Below are 16299 nucleotides of genomic sequence, written 5' to 3' on the forward strand. Positions count from 1 at the left end.
GTTTAGTAAAAATTTTAACTTAACAGCAGTAAAAATGATTGGACAGCCGTCATTTTTTCAGGAGTAAGCTGCTCTTTTAGTTTTTCACGTTGTTCTGGCTGAAGCTGCTTACAACGTGCCAAAATGCGGTCCATATGCTCATTCATCCGATCGATATCAGAGGTTAAATGGACAAGTTCGTCATGGTCTTCCTTTTGAGAAGGGAATTGTTCATCTAATCTGGATTTGATGTCAGAAAGAGCCAATCTCTGCTGTTTGCAAAGAACGATTAATTGTAATCGTTTTAAAGCATGTTCATCGTAATAACGATAATTAGAGCAAGATCTAACAGGCGCAAGCAACCCTAGATTCGTATAATAATCTACAGTTCGTTTCGTCACCTGTGCAATCTGTGCTAGTTCACCAATACGATACTTTTTCTCAGCCCCATCTGAACATCTCCTCCTAACCGTCACGTTATAGTTTATGAAAATAGTTTAATATAATTCGAGTCTGAAATACAAGATAATTGTTCAGATTTCCTGCCAATATGAAGAAACAAAGGGCATTTCCATCAATTTGGGTTGTCATCTCTAAAATACTGTAGCGATACAGGAATTTTCAGATTATTTATGGTAAGATAAAATGAATACCGTTTCATATATATGTAGAGAGACGGATTTTACGTGAACCGGAGGTGGTTAAGTGGGGCCCTCAAAGTAGTCTTATTTAATCAGTTAACCGTTTTGCAAAAGACAACATCATCAATCAGGAGGTGACTCCTTGTTCTTCTAAGAAAGAGCAAGGTTAAATGGACGATATTGTTAATCTGAGTATAGTCGGAGTTTTGATTGCTTTAACAGCTTTCTTTGTTGCATCTGAATTTGCCATTGTAAAGGTGAGAAGTTCAAGAATTAATCAGCTTGTTGCCGAAGGGTCCAAAAAGGCTATCATGGCGAAAAAGGTGACATCAAGGCTAGATGAATATTTGTCAGCCTGCCAGCTCGGTATTACAGTGACATCCCTTGGTTTAGGGTGGATCGGTAAACCGGCAGTAAAAGAACTTTTAGTTCGAGGTTTTGGTTTGACAAACATTCCTGATTCAGCAATCAGCCTGATCTCAGCAACACTTGCGTTCTCTATTATTACCTTTTTGCATGTAGTTGTTGGCGAGCTTGCACCAAAAACACTTGCCATACAAAAGGCAGAAAAAATGACGCTTTGGCTGTCAGGACCGCTGCATGCATTTTATATCCTTATGTACCCTTTTATTTATGTGTTGAACGGGTCAGCCCGTGTACTAACGAAAATGATGGGCATCGATATGGGGTCTGAAAAAGAACATTCCCATTCCGAAGAGGAATTAAAGATTTTATTATCTGAAAGCTTAAAAAATGGGGAAATCAACTCATCAGAGTATAATTATATGAACAAGATATTCGATTTTGATAATCGAATCGCAAGAGAAATTATGATACCGCGAAGAGAAATTTGTGCGATTCCAGAAGATATGCCGTTAGACGAAATACTGGCGATCATGACAAAGGAAAAGTACACACGCTTCCCAGTCTTTTCAGGGGATAAAGACCATGTCATTGGCATGCTCAACAAAAAGCAGCTCTTTGCAGATATTGTGTATCAAGGAGAAAAAGATCAACTGAAGCTTCAAGATTATATTTATCCAGTGATTGAAGTGATTGACACGATTCCAATTCAAGAGCTTCTCGTCAAGATGCAGCGCGATCGAATGCATATGGCGATTTTAACGGATGAATATGGCGGGACATCTGGACTTGTCACAACGGAGGATATTTTAGAAGAGATTGTTGGAGACATTCGAGATGAATTCGATGAAGATGAGCAGCCTGTCATTCAAAAGAGAGCGGAGCATCATTATATATTAGATGGAAAAGTGAGATTAGAGGAAGTTCAAGATTTGATCGAAATGTCATATCATGATGAAGAAATTGATACGATAGGCGGGCTAATCTTAAATGAGAACATTGATATCCGAGAAGGACAATCCATTTATCTTGATGATATTCGGATGAAGGTCTTGGAGATGGATGGACGCTATGTGAAAAAGATCGACCTGAAAAAAGGCGTCACATCATCAGAAAAAGAAAATACACGAACAGGGCTTGATATAAAAGAGCCACTGTTAGTAAATGAAATGACCTTGAGCGAAAAATAAGCTCAAGGTTTTTTTAGGTATTTAGCCTCTTTTTTAAGAATGTATGTTCGTATATAATAAGAACAAACGTTCGTAAAAGGGGGATGGACATGCTCTGGTATGAAACAGCAAGTATCACGGAGAAAAAAACCTCAATGAAACGTATTGAGTTTCATTTAAAAAATTTCAAGAACTATCAAGCGGCCATTTTAAATATTGAAAGACAGCTTGAAAAGCGAAGTTCTCTCCAACATCATCATATGGCACGTCAAAAATTAGAAGAGCAGAAAAGTCAGTATGAACTGATTGTTGCTTGTATTGAAACGGCTTTAAAAGAATTGGATGAAATAGAGCAGCAGCTCATTGATTATAAGTATTTTCGAGATTGGCGCATGGCAAAATGTGCAATCGAAATCGGCTATAGTGAGAAGACACTATTTTTAATGAAGCGCCAGCTGATGGATCAACTGCTCATCAGCCTAGCTGCCATCACAGATATTTAAAACAGAAGTTGTCCTATTTGATAAAACGCCGCAAAAAGGCATAAAGAGCCGATAATTGTCACAAGTAAATAGGCAGCAAGCTTTCCTATTTGGCGCTGCATTAGCATCGTCGCAGATTCTACACTAAACGTAGAGAATGTGGTAAAGCCGCCAAAAAAACCGGTTCCTATGATCACTAGCAGTGGATGATTGGACGTTACAGCGCCTGTGAGAAAACCTAAACCGGCTGCACCTAATAAATTAATGAAAATAATACTGTACGGGAAAAGGGCATGGGATGGAGTTTTCTGGATTGTTTGGCTGATGAAGAAACGACATGCACTGCCGATCCCTCCAGCTACAGCTGTATAAAAAAGAATCATTTATCTGCTTCCTTTCTGCTGCTTATTTTGATGAAAGAGCCGTTCAGCAAGGATCAGGCCAGCTAAAGCAGCGGCTACTCCAGCAATGACTGAGAGCAGGATGTACATCATACTTAAATTGAACTGCCCTGCCTGTAACAGAAGAACTGTCTCTTTAGAAAAGGTGGACATGGTCGTAAACCCGCCGCAAAACCCTGTTCCAATCAAAGCTGCAAGATCTTTTTTTCCTTTCTGAAATAGAAAGTATCCTGTCGCAAAACCAAGAAGCAGGCTGCCAGAAATGTTTTCAATCATCGTTGCATAGGGGAATGTCTGGCTGATGACGGTTTGGCTTAGTTCATATCTGCAAAGTGTACCAATCAATCCACCGATAAAAACGGCGAAATAAGTTTTCATCTGCATCATTTCTCCTTTTGAAAAAATAGCGGGTTATCCGTTACCACACCATCAATTGGGTATTTTTTGATTCGATCCGCTGTTTTTTGATCTTTTACAGTCCATATGAATACTTCCATTCCGAATGAATGAATACGATCAATCCACCATCTATTGATCATCGTTTTCTTCATATTAAGACCATTTGCAAACGAGCTGTATGTCGTTAACTTTCGTTTTGTTAGTTTAAATGCATCAGGCTTTATAATCAAAGCTGTGCGAAGAGAAGGGGCGAATGCTTTGATTCTTTGCAGTGCATGAACATCAAAAGATTGAATGATGATATGACGAGAATAGGAAAACCGATTGATGATGCGGGCAACTGCCTTTTCGATTCCTATCTGCCGTTTTGGGTGTTTGATCTCGATCAATATCCCAATCCGCTGACTGTATCTTTCAAGAATTTCTTGTAATGTTGGAATTCGTTCATTCGTATACTGTTGGTCAAACCAGCTTCCTGCGTCCAGTTTTTTCAACTGATCAAGTGTATAACTTTTGACTAAGCCGTTTCCGTTCGTCGTTCGATCAACGGTATCATCATGGATGACGACGACGTGCTGATCCATTGTCATTTGTACATCTAATTCAATATAATCTGCTCCTTGCTCGACAGCTACATCAAACGCAGCGATTGTATTTTCTGGGGCGGCGCTTGATGACCCTCTATGTGCGATAATATACACTTGCTCCAGCTCCCTGACATAAGTTCTGGTCTTATCATATCAAATGCTTTGGTGGTTTTCCTTCTTTACTATATGGAGAAGAAGAGCGCCGTATTATCATGGAACCTCATGTACCGAAAAAGCTTGATGTATCATTTTGAAAAGTTACAGGAATAGAGCAAGCTTTGATTGAGTAAACCTGAATTACATCAATTTTTCTTCGATCAATTTTGTCCAAATCGTCAGCGTTCGTCAAAATATTAGTGCTTTCGTCATGTTGACTGAAAATTCTGATGTTTTATAATGATGAAAAGGAGGCGAGATGATTGGGTAAAGGGAGAATTAGAGTGGAAGAACGTATTAAGGCCGAAACGGATGCTGAAATGTTTAAAGCGACTCTCCTTGATCAGGCTCAGAAGAAAAAGTAGTTTGCTGCCCGTCGATATGTCTCAAGCCAAAATTTCATAATTGAACATCATGCCTCGGGATAGGTCCCGAGGCTTTTTATATAGAGGTCAGACATTTAAGAGAGGACATAAACGAAGGTTATATTATAAACTAGAGAGGATTGTTTTAAAGGAGAGAGACAGAGATGTTTACACAAAAATGGATGGATACATATTTTACAGTCGATATTGCGATCCAGATAGGCATTAGCCTTTGTATTTTATTGCTTTTTTTATTACTTCGAAAAGTATTTACGAAATACTTGTTTCACCTGCTCTTTAAGCTGACAAACCGGTCTAAAACCGAAGTCATTAATCAAATTGTCGTGGCGTTTGAAAAACCTGCGAGGCTGTTTTTTGTGGCGCTAGGTTTATATTTTGCGTTAAGACAAGCCCCATACTTTGAGCACCATATGGATGTCATTGTCAAATTGTATAGATCCTCTATTATTTTGATGCTGACGTGGGGACTTTGTAATCTAACCGCAGCTTCTTCCTTCTTATTTCAAAAAGTGAATTCAAAATTTGAATTAGAGATGGATGATATTTTAGCGCCATTTTTATCAAAGGTTCTTCGTTTTATTATTATTGCACTGAGTATTAGCGTCATTGCACAAGAGTTTAATTATGATGTGAACGGACTTGTGGCTGGGCTTGGTCTAGGTGGTCTTGCTTTTGCGCTCGCTGCGCAGGATACAGTGGCGAACTTTTTTGGAGGAATTGTGATTATTACAGAGAAGCCTTTTACAATGGGCGATTTTGTAGAGACTCCAAGTGTACTTGGGACTGTAGAGGACATTACCTTCCGAAGCACAAAATTTAGAACACCTGCTGAAGCGGTGGTGACTGTACCAAATTCGACCCTTTCAAAGGAGCCGATCACAAATTGGACGAGAATGAATAAACGTCAAATTACGTTCTCCGTTCGCGTATCTTACAATACACCGAAAGAAAACATTGATAAGTGCATCAAACGTCTGAAGCAAATGCTTTATGAGCATGATGGGGTTCATAAGGAAACGATTATGGTGAATTTCGATGTGCTGGCAGACAGCTATTTAAACTTATTCTTTAACTTTTATACAAACACAACGGCTTGGTCTGAAAACCTGGATATTAAGCAGGATATTAACTATCGCATTATTGATATTTTCCATGAAGAAGGGGTAGAATTTGCTTTCCCTGGACAGACCATTTATATGAAACAAAAAGGTGAGAAACAGCTCGGTGAATAAAGGAGGAATGGTGGTTGGATCAAACAAAAGTGGCAGCGCTAAGAGAGAGATTATCAAAGGTCTCACATATTACGGTCCTTTCAGGTGCTGGGATGAGCACAGAATCGGGAATTCCCGATTTTAGATCAACGGGTGGACTATGGACAGAAGATACTTCTCGCATGGAGGCAATGAGCCGGTCCTACTTTTTATCACATCCGCATCAATTTTGGCCGAAATTCAAAGAATTGTTTCAAATGAAGATGAGTGGAGAGTACGAGCCAAACGCTGGACATGCTTTTTTAGCCAATTTAGAAAAGCAAGGAAAACGCGTGGATATTTTTACGCAAAATATCGATGGTCTGCATAAAAAAGCGGGAAGCCAGCATGTGTATGAACTGCATGGTTCCATTCAAACAGCTACATGTCCATCATGCGGGTCAACATACGAACTGCCTTATTTATTACAAGAAGAGGTGCCGGTTTGTGAGCGGATTTCATCAGACGGCCGCGCGTGTGGGCGAGTGCTCAAAACAGATGTTGTCCTTTTTGGAGACATGGTGAAGCACTTTGATCAAGTGGAGAAATCGCTCCAGCAAACGGACATGCTGCTCGTCATGGGAACTTCCTTAGAAGTGGCACCAGCACGATATATTCCAGAAGATGCTGCTCATCATCCTTCCATCTTTAAGGTCATGATGAATTTAAGTGAAACGGAATTCGATCCGCTGTTTGATCTTGTCTTTCACGAACGAATTGGCGAGCTTGTGAATGCTTTATAAATCATAAAAAACCCGCATCCAACAGGTGCGGGTTTTCTTTATTGCTGTAGTGGCTTCATTGTTTCATCAAGGACTTCAAACGTGTAGCCCTTCGCCTTTAATTGTGTGATCAGACTGTTTAAGTATTTTGCGGTAGCTGGTTGATCATGCATTAAGATGATTTTTGGCTTTTTCGGGTACTTGGTTTCAAGCACTTGCAGCTGATTTAATACTTCTGGTACATATTTTGAGCTTTTATATTTCCAGTCAAGACTGTCAATGGTCCAGTCCCAGTATACAAAGCCTTTTTGTTTTAAACGTGTTTTTTGCTGGTCTGTTAAGTTTGGAGAACTGCCATAAGGTGTTCTCACAAGATGTGTATATTCACCAGTAACAGAAGCCAATATACGTTGATCTTCTTTCATCTCATTTACAGGAGAATCACTTTTTTGATAAAAGCGTTTCACATCATGCGTGATGCCATGAAGTCCTAATTGATGACCTTCTTGATGAAGTCTTTTCACAGCTGCTGGGTGTTCTTTGATTTGCGGCCCGAGCATAAAGAATGTGGCCTTCACTTGCTGTGATTTTAGCACATCTAACAGCTGATTTGATGTAGCAGAAGGGCCATCATCAAAGGTCAAAAAGATCGTTTGATCCGTTACATGTTTGTTTGGATTGATCTTAAAATGTGCATCTAATGTTTTTGGCGAATCATCTTTTGCTTTCAGACTTGTACTTGTGTCTCGAAATGGACTGCTCGCAGACACTTCATTCGGTTGATCTGCTGCCTGCATATTGGTTTTAGATATATCCCAAATGAAAAAAAGGATCAATGTCAGAATGACTAGACCAATTGCCTTTGAGAGCAGCATCGTGTTTGAAGGTGTCTGTTTTTTCGTAACCCGTTGCATTACAATCGCTCCAATAAATCAGTAGTTTGTGTCGAATCATGTAGTGGATTCTGTCTTTTTTCGCTGTTTTTTGTCGTACTCATATGGAGTAAGTATACAGGAAAAAAGAGCCTATGAATATAGAAGATGCTAAAAAATTGGAATCTTTTTGGTTATGAATCTATATTTGTTACAATAGAAGGTTATCCAGTCAAATGGATATGAAATAATTCTGAATAATCATTGAAACGTTTACATTTATCCGCTAAGATAGCATCAGATTCAACCATTAAGCAAAGCGAAGGGGAGATTCCATATGAAAGTATTGTACAATGGGGATTTTATTGAAAAAAAAGATGCACATGTTGATATTGAAGACAGAGGCTATCAATTTGGCGACGGAGTCTATGAGGTCATCCGCGTATATAATGGAACTTTGTTTACATTAAAAGAGCATACTGAGCGTCTATTCAAGAGTGCAAAGGAAATCGGCATTCATCTGCAAGGTACAGTATCCGATATGGAAGAGAATTTGAAGAAGCTAGTCGCAGATAATCAAGTGATTGATGGTGGCGTGTATATTCAAGTCACGCGAGGCGTCGCACCTCGTAAACATCAATATGGTGCACTTACCCCTCAGATTACGGCATATACATTTCAAGTGAAAAAGCCTATTCAAGAGCAGACAGCTGGTGCGAAAGCTCTATTGTCTGAAGATCTTCGCTGGTTAAGATGTGATATTAAAAGCTTAAACCTTTTATATAACGTCATGGAAAAGCAGAAAGCGTCTGAAGCTGGTGCGTTTGAAGCGATTTTAATAAGAGACGGCTTTGTGACAGAGGGAACGTCCTCGAATGTGTATGCCGTCATTGACGGTGTCATTCGTACACACCCAGCAAATAACCTGATTTTAAACGGCATTACACGTAGAAAGCTGCTAGAGGTTTGTCAGGAAGAAGGATGTCGTGTGGAAGAAACCCGCATGAGTAAAGACGAACTTTTGCATGCGCAGGAAATTTTCATTAGTTCAACGACAGCTGAAGTGATTCCAATTGTAGAGATAGATGGTCAGCCAGTTGGGGAAGGTGTTCCAGGGGAGATCACGAAGCGTGTACAGGAAGGGTTCCAGAAAAAAATTAAGCATGAAAGCGAAGCATCTATTTCTTCGTAAAAGGAAAAAGGCTGTAAACCAATGTTTACAGCCTTTCAGCGTGTAGACAAACCCTCGCATTCTTTGTCAGTCCTGCGTGCTGGTGCTCACGAATGTGAAATTCGCTCCGCGCCAGTACTCGTCCTTCCTAGGGCTGCAAAGGTTTTCTATCACGCTGAAAAGAAGACAAAGGGCTAAAATCAAGTTCTTTTAGCCTTTTGTGATGACATTTATTTCACGATCAGTACAGGTATATCTGATTTGGACGATAACTTTTCACTCACACTGCCAAAGAGCATTTTTTTCAATCTGCTTTGGTCACGTGCTCCCATGACGATGAGGTCTGCTGAAATCTCTTCAGCGTATTCGATAATCGCTTCTGCAGGCTCCCCTTCAACAATTTCAATTGCAGCTTCAAACTGCTCTTCATTTAACAGCATTCTTGCTTCTGCAACAACCTCTTCTGTATGGTCTTCAAAAATCAAGGGACTTTGCTGTTCATCATGAGGTACATACACAGGGGGTGTTTGAAGGTCTGCCATGCCGCCTCCGATATAAGCGCCGCCAGTCATTGGGCGAGGTGCATCAAACACCTGTCTGCTGGATTTCCCATCATGAGCGTAGGCAATGGTCAGCTTGGCATGCAAAGTTTTGGCTAAAGCGATTGCCTTCTTTAATGCTTTCTTACTGTCTTCATGTCCATCAAACGCAACGACCATCCGATCAGCTTGAAACAATGTCCTCATTCCTTTCAAAAGGAGTCTATACGTTCATGGTATACCCGATATCTGAAAAAGATACACATAAAGGGTGTGAACTTTTTGTTAGAAAATTTCATTTATTGAAAAATATTTATTGACAAAATAGTGACAGCCACTATAAGATAAAAAAAGATTCAAGAGCCAAAAGGAGGAAATGTCATGTGCAACATCATTGGAAGAATGAAATCAAACTGCATGAAAGGGTTGATTCACGTGACAATTACACCTTCATTGGTCATTGAAAAGGGACTCGTATGTTCCAATTGATCGGATGAATCAAGGCGTATGTTGCGTATTTGTCAACATGCGCCTTTTTATCATGTATAAAAGAGGCGTACCAGTCAGCTGGTTGCCTCTTTTTTTGTTGTATACATTTCGCATCTCGAAATAATGGAATGCATCAACAACTAAATGAAGAGGAGTGAAAGCATGTGAACATGCCAAAGGCAAGACAAATGACAAAAGCTCAAAAAACGAAACAAGGTGACAATCAGGAAAATATAGAAAGCGGCTAGCTTTAAAAGGAGAGACAAACATGTTTTCAGTATTTGTGAAATTAGGCTGGTTCTTTAAACAAGAGTGGAGGCGCTATACAATCGCCATTACACTGCTGCTCATTGTGAATGTACTTGAAATGCTGCCACCGAGGTATCTAGGTCAAGCAGTTGATGACATTCGGTCTGGTCAATTTACAACATCCAGTATTCTGTTTTACGTAACCATTTTTTGCTTACTTGGTGTCAGTGTCTATGCGCTCACTTATTTTTGGATGTACCAGTTATTTGGCGGCGCGAATGTCATGGAACGTGTGATGCGCGGAAAATTAATGCGCCACTTACTTAAGATGACACCCACCTTTTATGAAAAGAAAAAAACCGGAAATTTAATGGCGTTAGGTACAAATGATTTGAATGCTGTGGCTTTAACAACAGGCTTTGGCGTTTTAACATTAGTCGATTCCACTGCTTACATGCTGATGATCTTTTTTACGATGGGACTGACGATCAGCTGGAAATTAACTTTAATGGCCATTATTCCGATGCCGCTGATGGCGATTTTGATAGCGTTTTATGGCAGTAAAATTCATGAACGCTTTACAGTCGCTCAAGATGCATTTGGTGATATGAATGATCGTGTATTAGAATCAGTTGCCGGCGTTCGGGTGATTCGGTCTTTTGTACAGGAAAAACAAGATGTGAATCGCTTTCGAGAAATGACAGATGATGTTTTTCAAAAAAATATGAGAGTGGCGATCATTGATTCATTGTTTGAGCCGACGGTGAAATTGCTTGTGGGGATCAGTTATTTAATCGGTATCGGTTACGGCGCATATCTTGTGTTCCAAAGTGATTTAACCATTGGTGAGCTTGTTGCATTTAACGTCTATCTGGGGATGATGATCTGGCCAATGTTTGCCATTGGTGAATTGATTAATATCATGCAAAGAGGAAATGCCTCATTAGACCGGTTGAATCATACACTCAGTTATCAACCGGATGTAACTGACGTAGCCAAGCCAAAAACATTACAAGAGCCTGGCGATATTCGATTTGAACATGTGACATTTAGGTATCCAACTTCCTCTAAAGATAATCTAACGGATGTCTCCTTTACTGTACGAAAAGGGCAAACGATTGGTATTACAGGAAAAACGGGAAGCGGAAAAACAACGATTGTCAAACAGCTTCTTCGTCAGTATCCGACAGGTGATGGAAAGATCTTGTTTTCAGGTGTTCCAATTGAGGACATTGAATTGGATCAACTGTTCCAATGGATTGGCTATGTTCCGCAAGATCATGTCCTTTTCTCTAAAAGTGTAGAAGAGAATATGCGTTTCGGTCATAGAGACGCGAGAGAAGCTGAATTAGCACAAGCGATTAAAGATGCTTACTTTGAAAAGGATTTACGCCTTTTACCAGAAGGCTTGGAAACCATGGTTGGAGAAAAGGGAGTGGCGCTGTCAGGAGGACAGAAGCAGCGGATTTCCATTGCACGTGCTTTATTAATTGATCCAGACATTTTGATTTTGGATGACTCGTTATCTGCAGTTGATGCAAAAACAGAAACGGCTATTTTAGAGAATTTAAGACAAAATCGTCATGGAAAAACGACATTTATTACAACCCACCGTCTATCAGCTGTAGAGCATGCGGATCTCATTCTTGTCATGGAAGAAGGACGTATTGTTCAAAAGGGAACCCATCAAGCGCTTATTCAGCAAGATGGATGGTATAAAGAGCAATTTCTGCGTCAGCAGCTGACAAATCAGCTGGAAGGAGGGGATGAGGCATGACAACAGGGAGAAGACTTCTTGCCTATGCACTCCTATATAAAAAAGTATTGTCTGTTGCTTTGATCTTTCTGATCATTGCAGTTGGTGCTGAGTTGACAGGACCTTTCATTGGGAAAAAAATGATTGATGATCATATTTTAGGTGTAGAAAAACCGTATGTTGAGGTAAATGAAAAAACAGATAAAACGGTTTATTACCAGGGAAATAACTATATAAGAAGTGACCGGCTACAGAATCAAAATGAAGATGGAAAGCAAATCAATGTCGTGCAAGTCGGATTTGGGTACTATTTTGTGAATGAACCGATTCGCTTTGACGGGAGCCGGACAATAGAAGGGGATCAGCTCACCATTGAAAATGGGAGCGAGCGTGAGACGTATCAGGTACAGCGTTTATCCAAAGAGGAAATCTTCGCTTTTTATCAGCCGGAAATCAGTGGTTTGGTGCAGCTTGTTCTATTTTATTTTGGGATGCTCGTCATTGCGATTTTCTTTCAATATGGGCAGCACTATTTACTCCAGCGTATTGCAAATCGCATTATTCAAAAAATGCGAGTGGACGTATTTGAACATATTCAAACGCTTCCGATTCGGTATTTTGATAATTTACCGGCTGGAAAGGTTGTCGCGCGGATTACCAATGACACAGAAACCATTCGTGATTTATATGTCACAGTACTAGCGAATTTCGTCACGAGTGCCATTTACATGATTGGCATTTATATCGCCATGTTTTTATTAAATGTGAAGCTGGCGCTCATTTGTTTAGTGGCTGTTCCGATTATTTTCCTATGGTCGATGACTTACAGAAAGTTTGCGTCGGTTTACAATCATCGCATTCGATCCATCATCAGTGAAATTAATGCCAAGCTAAATGAAGCCATTCAAGGAATGACGATTATTCAAGCATTTCGACATGAACAAGCAACAAAAGAAGAATTTGATGAGCTGAATAACAATCACTTTCGATATCAGCGAAAGATGCTTCATTTAAATTCACTACTCTCACATAACTTGGTGAATCTGCTTCGGAACTTAGCATATGTCGCACTCATTTGGTATTTTGGCGGTGCGTCCTTAAGTGCCACGGGCATTGTATCGATTGGGGTGCTCTATGCATTTGTCGATTATTTAAATCGTTTGTTCCAGCCGATTACAGGCATTGTGAATCAATTTTCTAGATTAGAATTAGCAAGGGTTTCATCTGAACGGGTCTTTCGATTATTAGATGAGCCTGGTACTGAAGTGGAAGAACCGGTTCAGAAGAAAATCGAGGGGCACGTTCAATTTCAGGATGTTACCTTTGCGTATAATGAAGGGAAAAATGTATTAAAGAACATCACCTTTGAGGCGAAAAAAGGTCAGACGGTGGCACTCGTTGGACATACCGGTTCTGGGAAAAGTTCGATCATGAATTTGCTACTGCGTTTTTATGATATTCAGCATGGGGATATCCTCATTGATGGAAAAAGCATCTATGATCAGTCGCGCCAAACGTTGCGTAAACAAATGGGCATTGTACTTCAAGATCCTTATTTATTTTCTGGAACGATCGCATCCAATGTCAGTTTAGGAAATGAAGACATTAAAAGAGAAACGATTGAAACATCGTTAAAGCAAGTGGGCGCAGCAGAACTATTAAAGCATTTGCCTGAAGGTTTTGATGAACCAGTTGTTGAAAAGGGGAGTACTCTTTCCTCTGGGGAGCGTCAATTGATTTCATTTGCCCGTGCACTGGCATACGATCCAGCGATCTTAATTCTAGATGAAGCGACGGCTAACATCGATACAGAAACAGAAGCCATCATTCAACGGGCACTAGATGTCGTCAAAGAAGGACGAACCACTTTTGTCATTGCACACCGATTATCTACTATTAAGAAAGCTGACATGATTTTGGTGTTAGAAAAGGGTGAGATTGTCGAGCGCGGCAGCCACGAAGAGCTCATGGAGCAAGGCGGACTGTATGCGCAAATGTACGAATTACAAAAGGGAGCTGTGACGAGCAGCTGATAGGATGAGCAGCAAAAGCCTCTTTCAATTTGAAAGAGGCTTTTTTCATGGCAATGAAAAAAGTCGAGGCTTCATGAAATGATCTCGACTTTTACTGGTTGTATATCATTTACACGAACTAAATGGTCAATAAGCTATACCGACGCGTTGATGCACAAATTCCTTTGAGTTTAACTGCTGATACAAAAAGTGTGCGGTATCTTCAACTGAAATTTTCTGTCCATCTATAGGGAGAAAATTCTTTTCATAGCGATATGACCGTGTCACTTCTCCATCTGGTAAATAGGTTGGGCAAATGATTGTCCAATCTAGTTCAGTTGATTGAAGAATTTCAAATGCTTTGGCATGTTCTTTAGCAGCTCGGGAAGTGGTTCGCCTTGATTCATTTGTTTCAAAGCGGTAAAGCTCAGGCTGCTGCCTTGCTTTTAAAATCCCCGCAGTGCCAATCGTTATAATTCTTGATGTTCCTGTTTGCTTCATGGCTTGTACGATATGCTCCATTGAAACAGATAAAGTATCATCACCATCTGTTGATAGACAGCTCACGACAATATCTGATCCTTTAATCGTTTCAAGCACATCCTCTTGATTTCTGGAATTGCCGGTGACTTGAAACATACCCGCAAGCATTTCTTCCCGGTTTGTCCGAATTAACGAGCGAACCATGTAACGATCATCTTCTTTTACGAAACGAAGAAATGCTTGTCCTACACGTCCATGAGCACCGAAAAGAGCTATTTTCATCTGATCGATCCCTCCACTACATACTATAAGTGAAAAGAACTTAAAATGGTACAGTTTTATGTCATGCTTTTTTTATAAAGATGAAAGGACCGAATACTATGAGCATATTCACATAATAGAGAGAGACCGACAAATTGTAGAAGTTCAAAATTCACACCTGAAATAATGTCCATGAAGATCCGCTCCTTTCTAATACATCATATGAATTCAAAAGGAATCGGTGAGGGATAAAACCAAAAAAAGAAGACACCATAAGAGGTGCCTTCTATGATCCAGATATGAAATTAAGCTTTTGTTCCGCCAAGGTTTTGCTGAGCGTAAGATACAAGACGTTTAGTGATTTCTCCACCAACTGAACCGTTAGCACGAGCTGTTGTTTCTGCTCCAAGGTTTACACCAAACTCAGAAGCGATTTCGTATTTCATTTGATCGATTGCTTGCGCTGCTCCAGGAACTAGTAATTGATTTGAACTATTAGAATTTGCCATGATGTGAATCTCCTTTTTATATATGATTTTTTTGGTTGGGTTTGCTGGAGTCGCACCAGCGAAATGACCAAGTCATTTGCCACTTGGCGAAACCCAATGCGGTAACTGCTTTGTACTAAATATTATGGTTCGCTACGAAAAAAACATACGGAAAAAGAACATGGTAAATGTTGTTTTCACATACAAAAAACCACCACCCAATGGTGATGGTTTGTGGAACGTCTTCTTATTCAGCTGAGCGGATGCGCAGCTCAGTCTCTGTATCAAAGAAGTGAGCTTTATTCATATCAATGGCAAGAGGGATCGTCTGACCTGCCTGAATATCTGTGCGAGAATCAACTCGTGCAATAAACGTTTGACCAGCGAGAGAAGAATAAAGCATCGTTTCGGCTCCCATTAATTCAGCCACTTCTACGTTTGCTTCAATTTTTGTTCCTTCAGAAGCCTCTATAAACACAGGCTCATCATGGAAATCTTCTGGTCTGATGCCTAGAATCACATCTTTTCCGATATAGCCCTGACTGCGTAATACTTTCATTTTTCCTTCTGGTACACGAATGTGCGTATTCCCAATGGCAATGGCTCCGTCAGACAGTTTTCCTGTAAAAAAGTTCATCGCTGGAGAGCCAATAAATCCTCCTACAAAGACATTCTCTGGGTTTTCATACACATCCTTTGGTGCGCCAACCTGCTGAATAAAGCCATCTTTCATGACAACAAGCCGAGTAGCCATTGTCATGGCTTCTGTTTGATCGTGTGTGACATAGATGAATGTCGTCTGCAGCCGCTGATGAAGTTTAGAAATTTCGGCACGCATCTGAACACGAAGTTTAGCATCTAAATTAGAGAGAGGTTCATCCAAAAGAAAGACTTTTGCATCTCGCACAATGGCCCTTCCAAGTGCAACACGCTGTCTTTGACCTCCAGACAATGCCTTAGGTTTTCGATCTAAGTATTGTTCAAGCCCTAATATTTTCGCAGCGTTTCGTACCCGCTCATCAATTTCTGCTTTAGGAAATTTTCGAAGCTTTAATCCAAAAGCCATATTATCGTACACATTCATATGAGGGTATAAGGCATAGTTTTGGAAAACCATCGCAATATCCCGATCTTTTGGTGCCACATCATTCATTCGCTTGCCGTCTAATAGAAAATCCCCTTGTGAAATTTCTTCAAGGCCTGCAATCATGCGGAGGGTTGTTGATTTTCCGCACCCAGATGGACCAACAAACACAATAAATTCTTTATCCTCAATATGTAGATTAAAGTTATCTACTGCTGTTACTTTGTTATCATACACTTTATAAATTTGATTCAGTATCATTTCAGCCATAGGTGGTAGCCTCCCAGTCCTTTTTTTGAAAGCGCTTTACTTATAAATGAAGTGTATAAAAAGGAAGGGTGTCTGTAAATGGACAACGTG

General features: G+C 40.1%; 17 protein-coding genes. 8 read left to right on the forward strand and 9 right to left on the reverse strand.

Annotated elements, in window-relative coordinates; all coding sequences use genetic code 11:
- Positions 1 to 14: 14 nt before the first annotated feature.
- The gene (locus NST15_RS04800; RefSeq protein WP_081827002.1) at positions 15 to 455 is read right to left on the reverse strand and encodes a MerR family transcriptional regulator; all 441 of its coding nucleotides are present in this window, start codon (positions 453 to 455) and stop codon (positions 15 to 17) included.
- A gap of 335 nt (positions 456 to 790) precedes the next feature.
- Here NST15_RS04800 and NST15_RS04805 point away from each other — a divergent pair, with 335 nt between their 5' ends.
- Together NST15_RS04805 and NST15_RS04810 are read left to right on the forward strand one after the other, a co-directional pair.
- The gene (locus NST15_RS04805; RefSeq protein WP_017360343.1) at positions 791 to 2173 is read left to right on the forward strand and encodes a hemolysin family protein; all 1383 of its coding nucleotides are present in this window, start codon (positions 791 to 793) and stop codon (positions 2171 to 2173) included.
- A gap of 89 nt (positions 2174 to 2262) precedes the next feature.
- Positions 2263 to 2655, forward strand: a complete 393-nt coding sequence (locus NST15_RS04810; protein ID WP_017360342.1) for a hypothetical protein — start codon at positions 2263 to 2265, stop codon at positions 2653 to 2655.
- Here NST15_RS04810 and NST15_RS04815 read toward each other — a convergent pair.
- The 3 genes from NST15_RS04815 to NST15_RS04825 are packed head-to-tail and all read right to left on the reverse strand — an operon-like array spanning position 2652 to position 4135.
- Positions 2652 to 3017 carry a CrcB family protein gene (locus NST15_RS04815; protein WP_058337531.1) on the reverse strand — a complete coding sequence of 122 codons (366 nt, stop codon included), beginning with the start codon at positions 3015 to 3017 and terminating at the stop codon, positions 2652 to 2654. The two genes, NST15_RS04810 and NST15_RS04815, sit on opposite strands and share 4 nt — an antisense overlap.
- Positions 3018 to 3419: a fluoride efflux transporter CrcB gene (crcB, locus tag NST15_RS04820; protein ID WP_017366925.1), complete on the reverse strand. Its 402-nt coding sequence runs from the start codon at positions 3417 to 3419 to the stop codon at positions 3018 to 3020.
- Positions 3419 to 4135 (reverse strand): glycerophosphodiester phosphodiesterase family protein, encoded by a 717-nt coding sequence (locus tag NST15_RS04825; protein WP_342498910.1) that lies wholly within the window; start codon positions 4133 to 4135, stop codon positions 3419 to 3421. Before NST15_RS04825 ends, crcB begins: the two co-directional genes overlap by 1 nt.
- 305 nt (positions 4136 to 4440) lie before the next feature.
- Between NST15_RS04825 and NST15_RS04830 the strand changes: the two genes are divergently transcribed.
- From NST15_RS04830 to NST15_RS04840, 3 genes are all read left to right on the forward strand, one after another.
- Positions 4441 to 4542, forward strand: coding sequence for a YhdX family protein (locus NST15_RS04830; RefSeq protein WP_017360338.1), 102 nt, complete (start codon positions 4441 to 4443; stop codon positions 4540 to 4542).
- Between the two features lie 164 nt (positions 4543 to 4706).
- On the forward strand, positions 4707 to 5795 hold the full coding sequence (locus NST15_RS04835; protein ID WP_017360337.1) for a mechanosensitive ion channel family protein: 1089 nt from the start codon (positions 4707 to 4709) through the stop codon (positions 5793 to 5795).
- Between the two features lie 14 nt (positions 5796 to 5809).
- Positions 5810 to 6556, forward strand: coding sequence for an NAD-dependent protein deacylase (locus tag NST15_RS04840; RefSeq protein ID WP_165378800.1), 747 nt, complete (start codon positions 5810 to 5812; stop codon positions 6554 to 6556).
- Positions 6557 to 6594: 38 nt separating this feature from the next.
- Here the strand turns inward: NST15_RS04840 and NST15_RS04845 are convergent, their stop codons facing one another.
- Positions 6595 to 7449, reverse strand: a complete 855-nt coding sequence (locus tag NST15_RS04845; RefSeq protein WP_058213967.1) for a polysaccharide deacetylase family protein — start codon at positions 7447 to 7449, stop codon at positions 6595 to 6597.
- Positions 7450 to 7744: 295 nt separating this feature from the next.
- Between NST15_RS04845 and dat the strand changes: the two genes are divergently transcribed.
- Positions 7745 to 8599, forward strand: coding sequence for a D-amino-acid transaminase (dat, locus tag NST15_RS04850; protein ID WP_008348952.1), 855 nt, complete (start codon positions 7745 to 7747; stop codon positions 8597 to 8599).
- A 209-nt stretch (positions 8600 to 8808) separates the two neighbouring features.
- On the opposite strand, the gene NST15_RS04855 is transcribed toward dat, so the two are convergent.
- A complete protein-coding gene (locus tag NST15_RS04855; protein WP_008348950.1) occupies positions 8809 to 9315 on the reverse strand; it encodes a universal stress protein in 507 nt (168 codons plus the stop codon).
- 559 nt (positions 9316 to 9874) lie between these two features.
- Between NST15_RS04855 and NST15_RS04860 the strand changes: the two genes are divergently transcribed.
- The gene (locus NST15_RS04860) at positions 9875 to 11632 is read left to right on the forward strand and encodes an ABC transporter transmembrane domain-containing protein (protein WP_035703435.1); all 1758 of its coding nucleotides are present in this window, start codon (positions 9875 to 9877) and stop codon (positions 11630 to 11632) included.
- The gene (locus NST15_RS04865) at positions 11629 to 13644 is read left to right on the forward strand and encodes an ABC transporter ATP-binding protein (RefSeq protein ID WP_035703438.1); all 2016 of its coding nucleotides are present in this window, start codon (positions 11629 to 11631) and stop codon (positions 13642 to 13644) included. The genes NST15_RS04860 and NST15_RS04865 overlap by 4 nt, the downstream gene beginning before the upstream one ends.
- A gap of 126 nt (positions 13645 to 13770) precedes the next feature.
- Here NST15_RS04865 and NST15_RS04870 read toward each other — a convergent pair whose 3' ends face one another.
- From NST15_RS04870 to ugpC, 3 genes are all read right to left on the reverse strand, one after another.
- The gene (locus NST15_RS04870) at positions 13771 to 14388 is read right to left on the reverse strand and encodes an NAD(P)H-binding protein (protein ID WP_008348943.1); all 618 of its coding nucleotides are present in this window, start codon (positions 14386 to 14388) and stop codon (positions 13771 to 13773) included.
- A gap of 284 nt (positions 14389 to 14672) precedes the next feature.
- Entirely contained in the window at positions 14673 to 14876 is a 204-nt protein-coding gene (locus tag NST15_RS04875; RefSeq protein WP_008348940.1) for an alpha/beta-type small acid-soluble spore protein, read from the reverse strand.
- Between the two features lie 226 nt (positions 14877 to 15102).
- Positions 15103 to 16209 (reverse strand): sn-glycerol-3-phosphate ABC transporter ATP-binding protein UgpC, encoded by a 1107-nt coding sequence (gene ugpC, locus NST15_RS04880; protein ID WP_035703441.1) that lies wholly within the window; start codon positions 16207 to 16209, stop codon positions 15103 to 15105.
- Between the last annotated feature and the right edge of the window lie 90 nt (positions 16210 to 16299).

Source organism: Bacillus sp. FSL R5-0820, from assembly GCF_038593385.1.
Taxonomy (GTDB): domain Bacteria; phylum Bacillota; class Bacilli; order Bacillales; family Bacillaceae; genus Bacillus; species Bacillus altitudinis.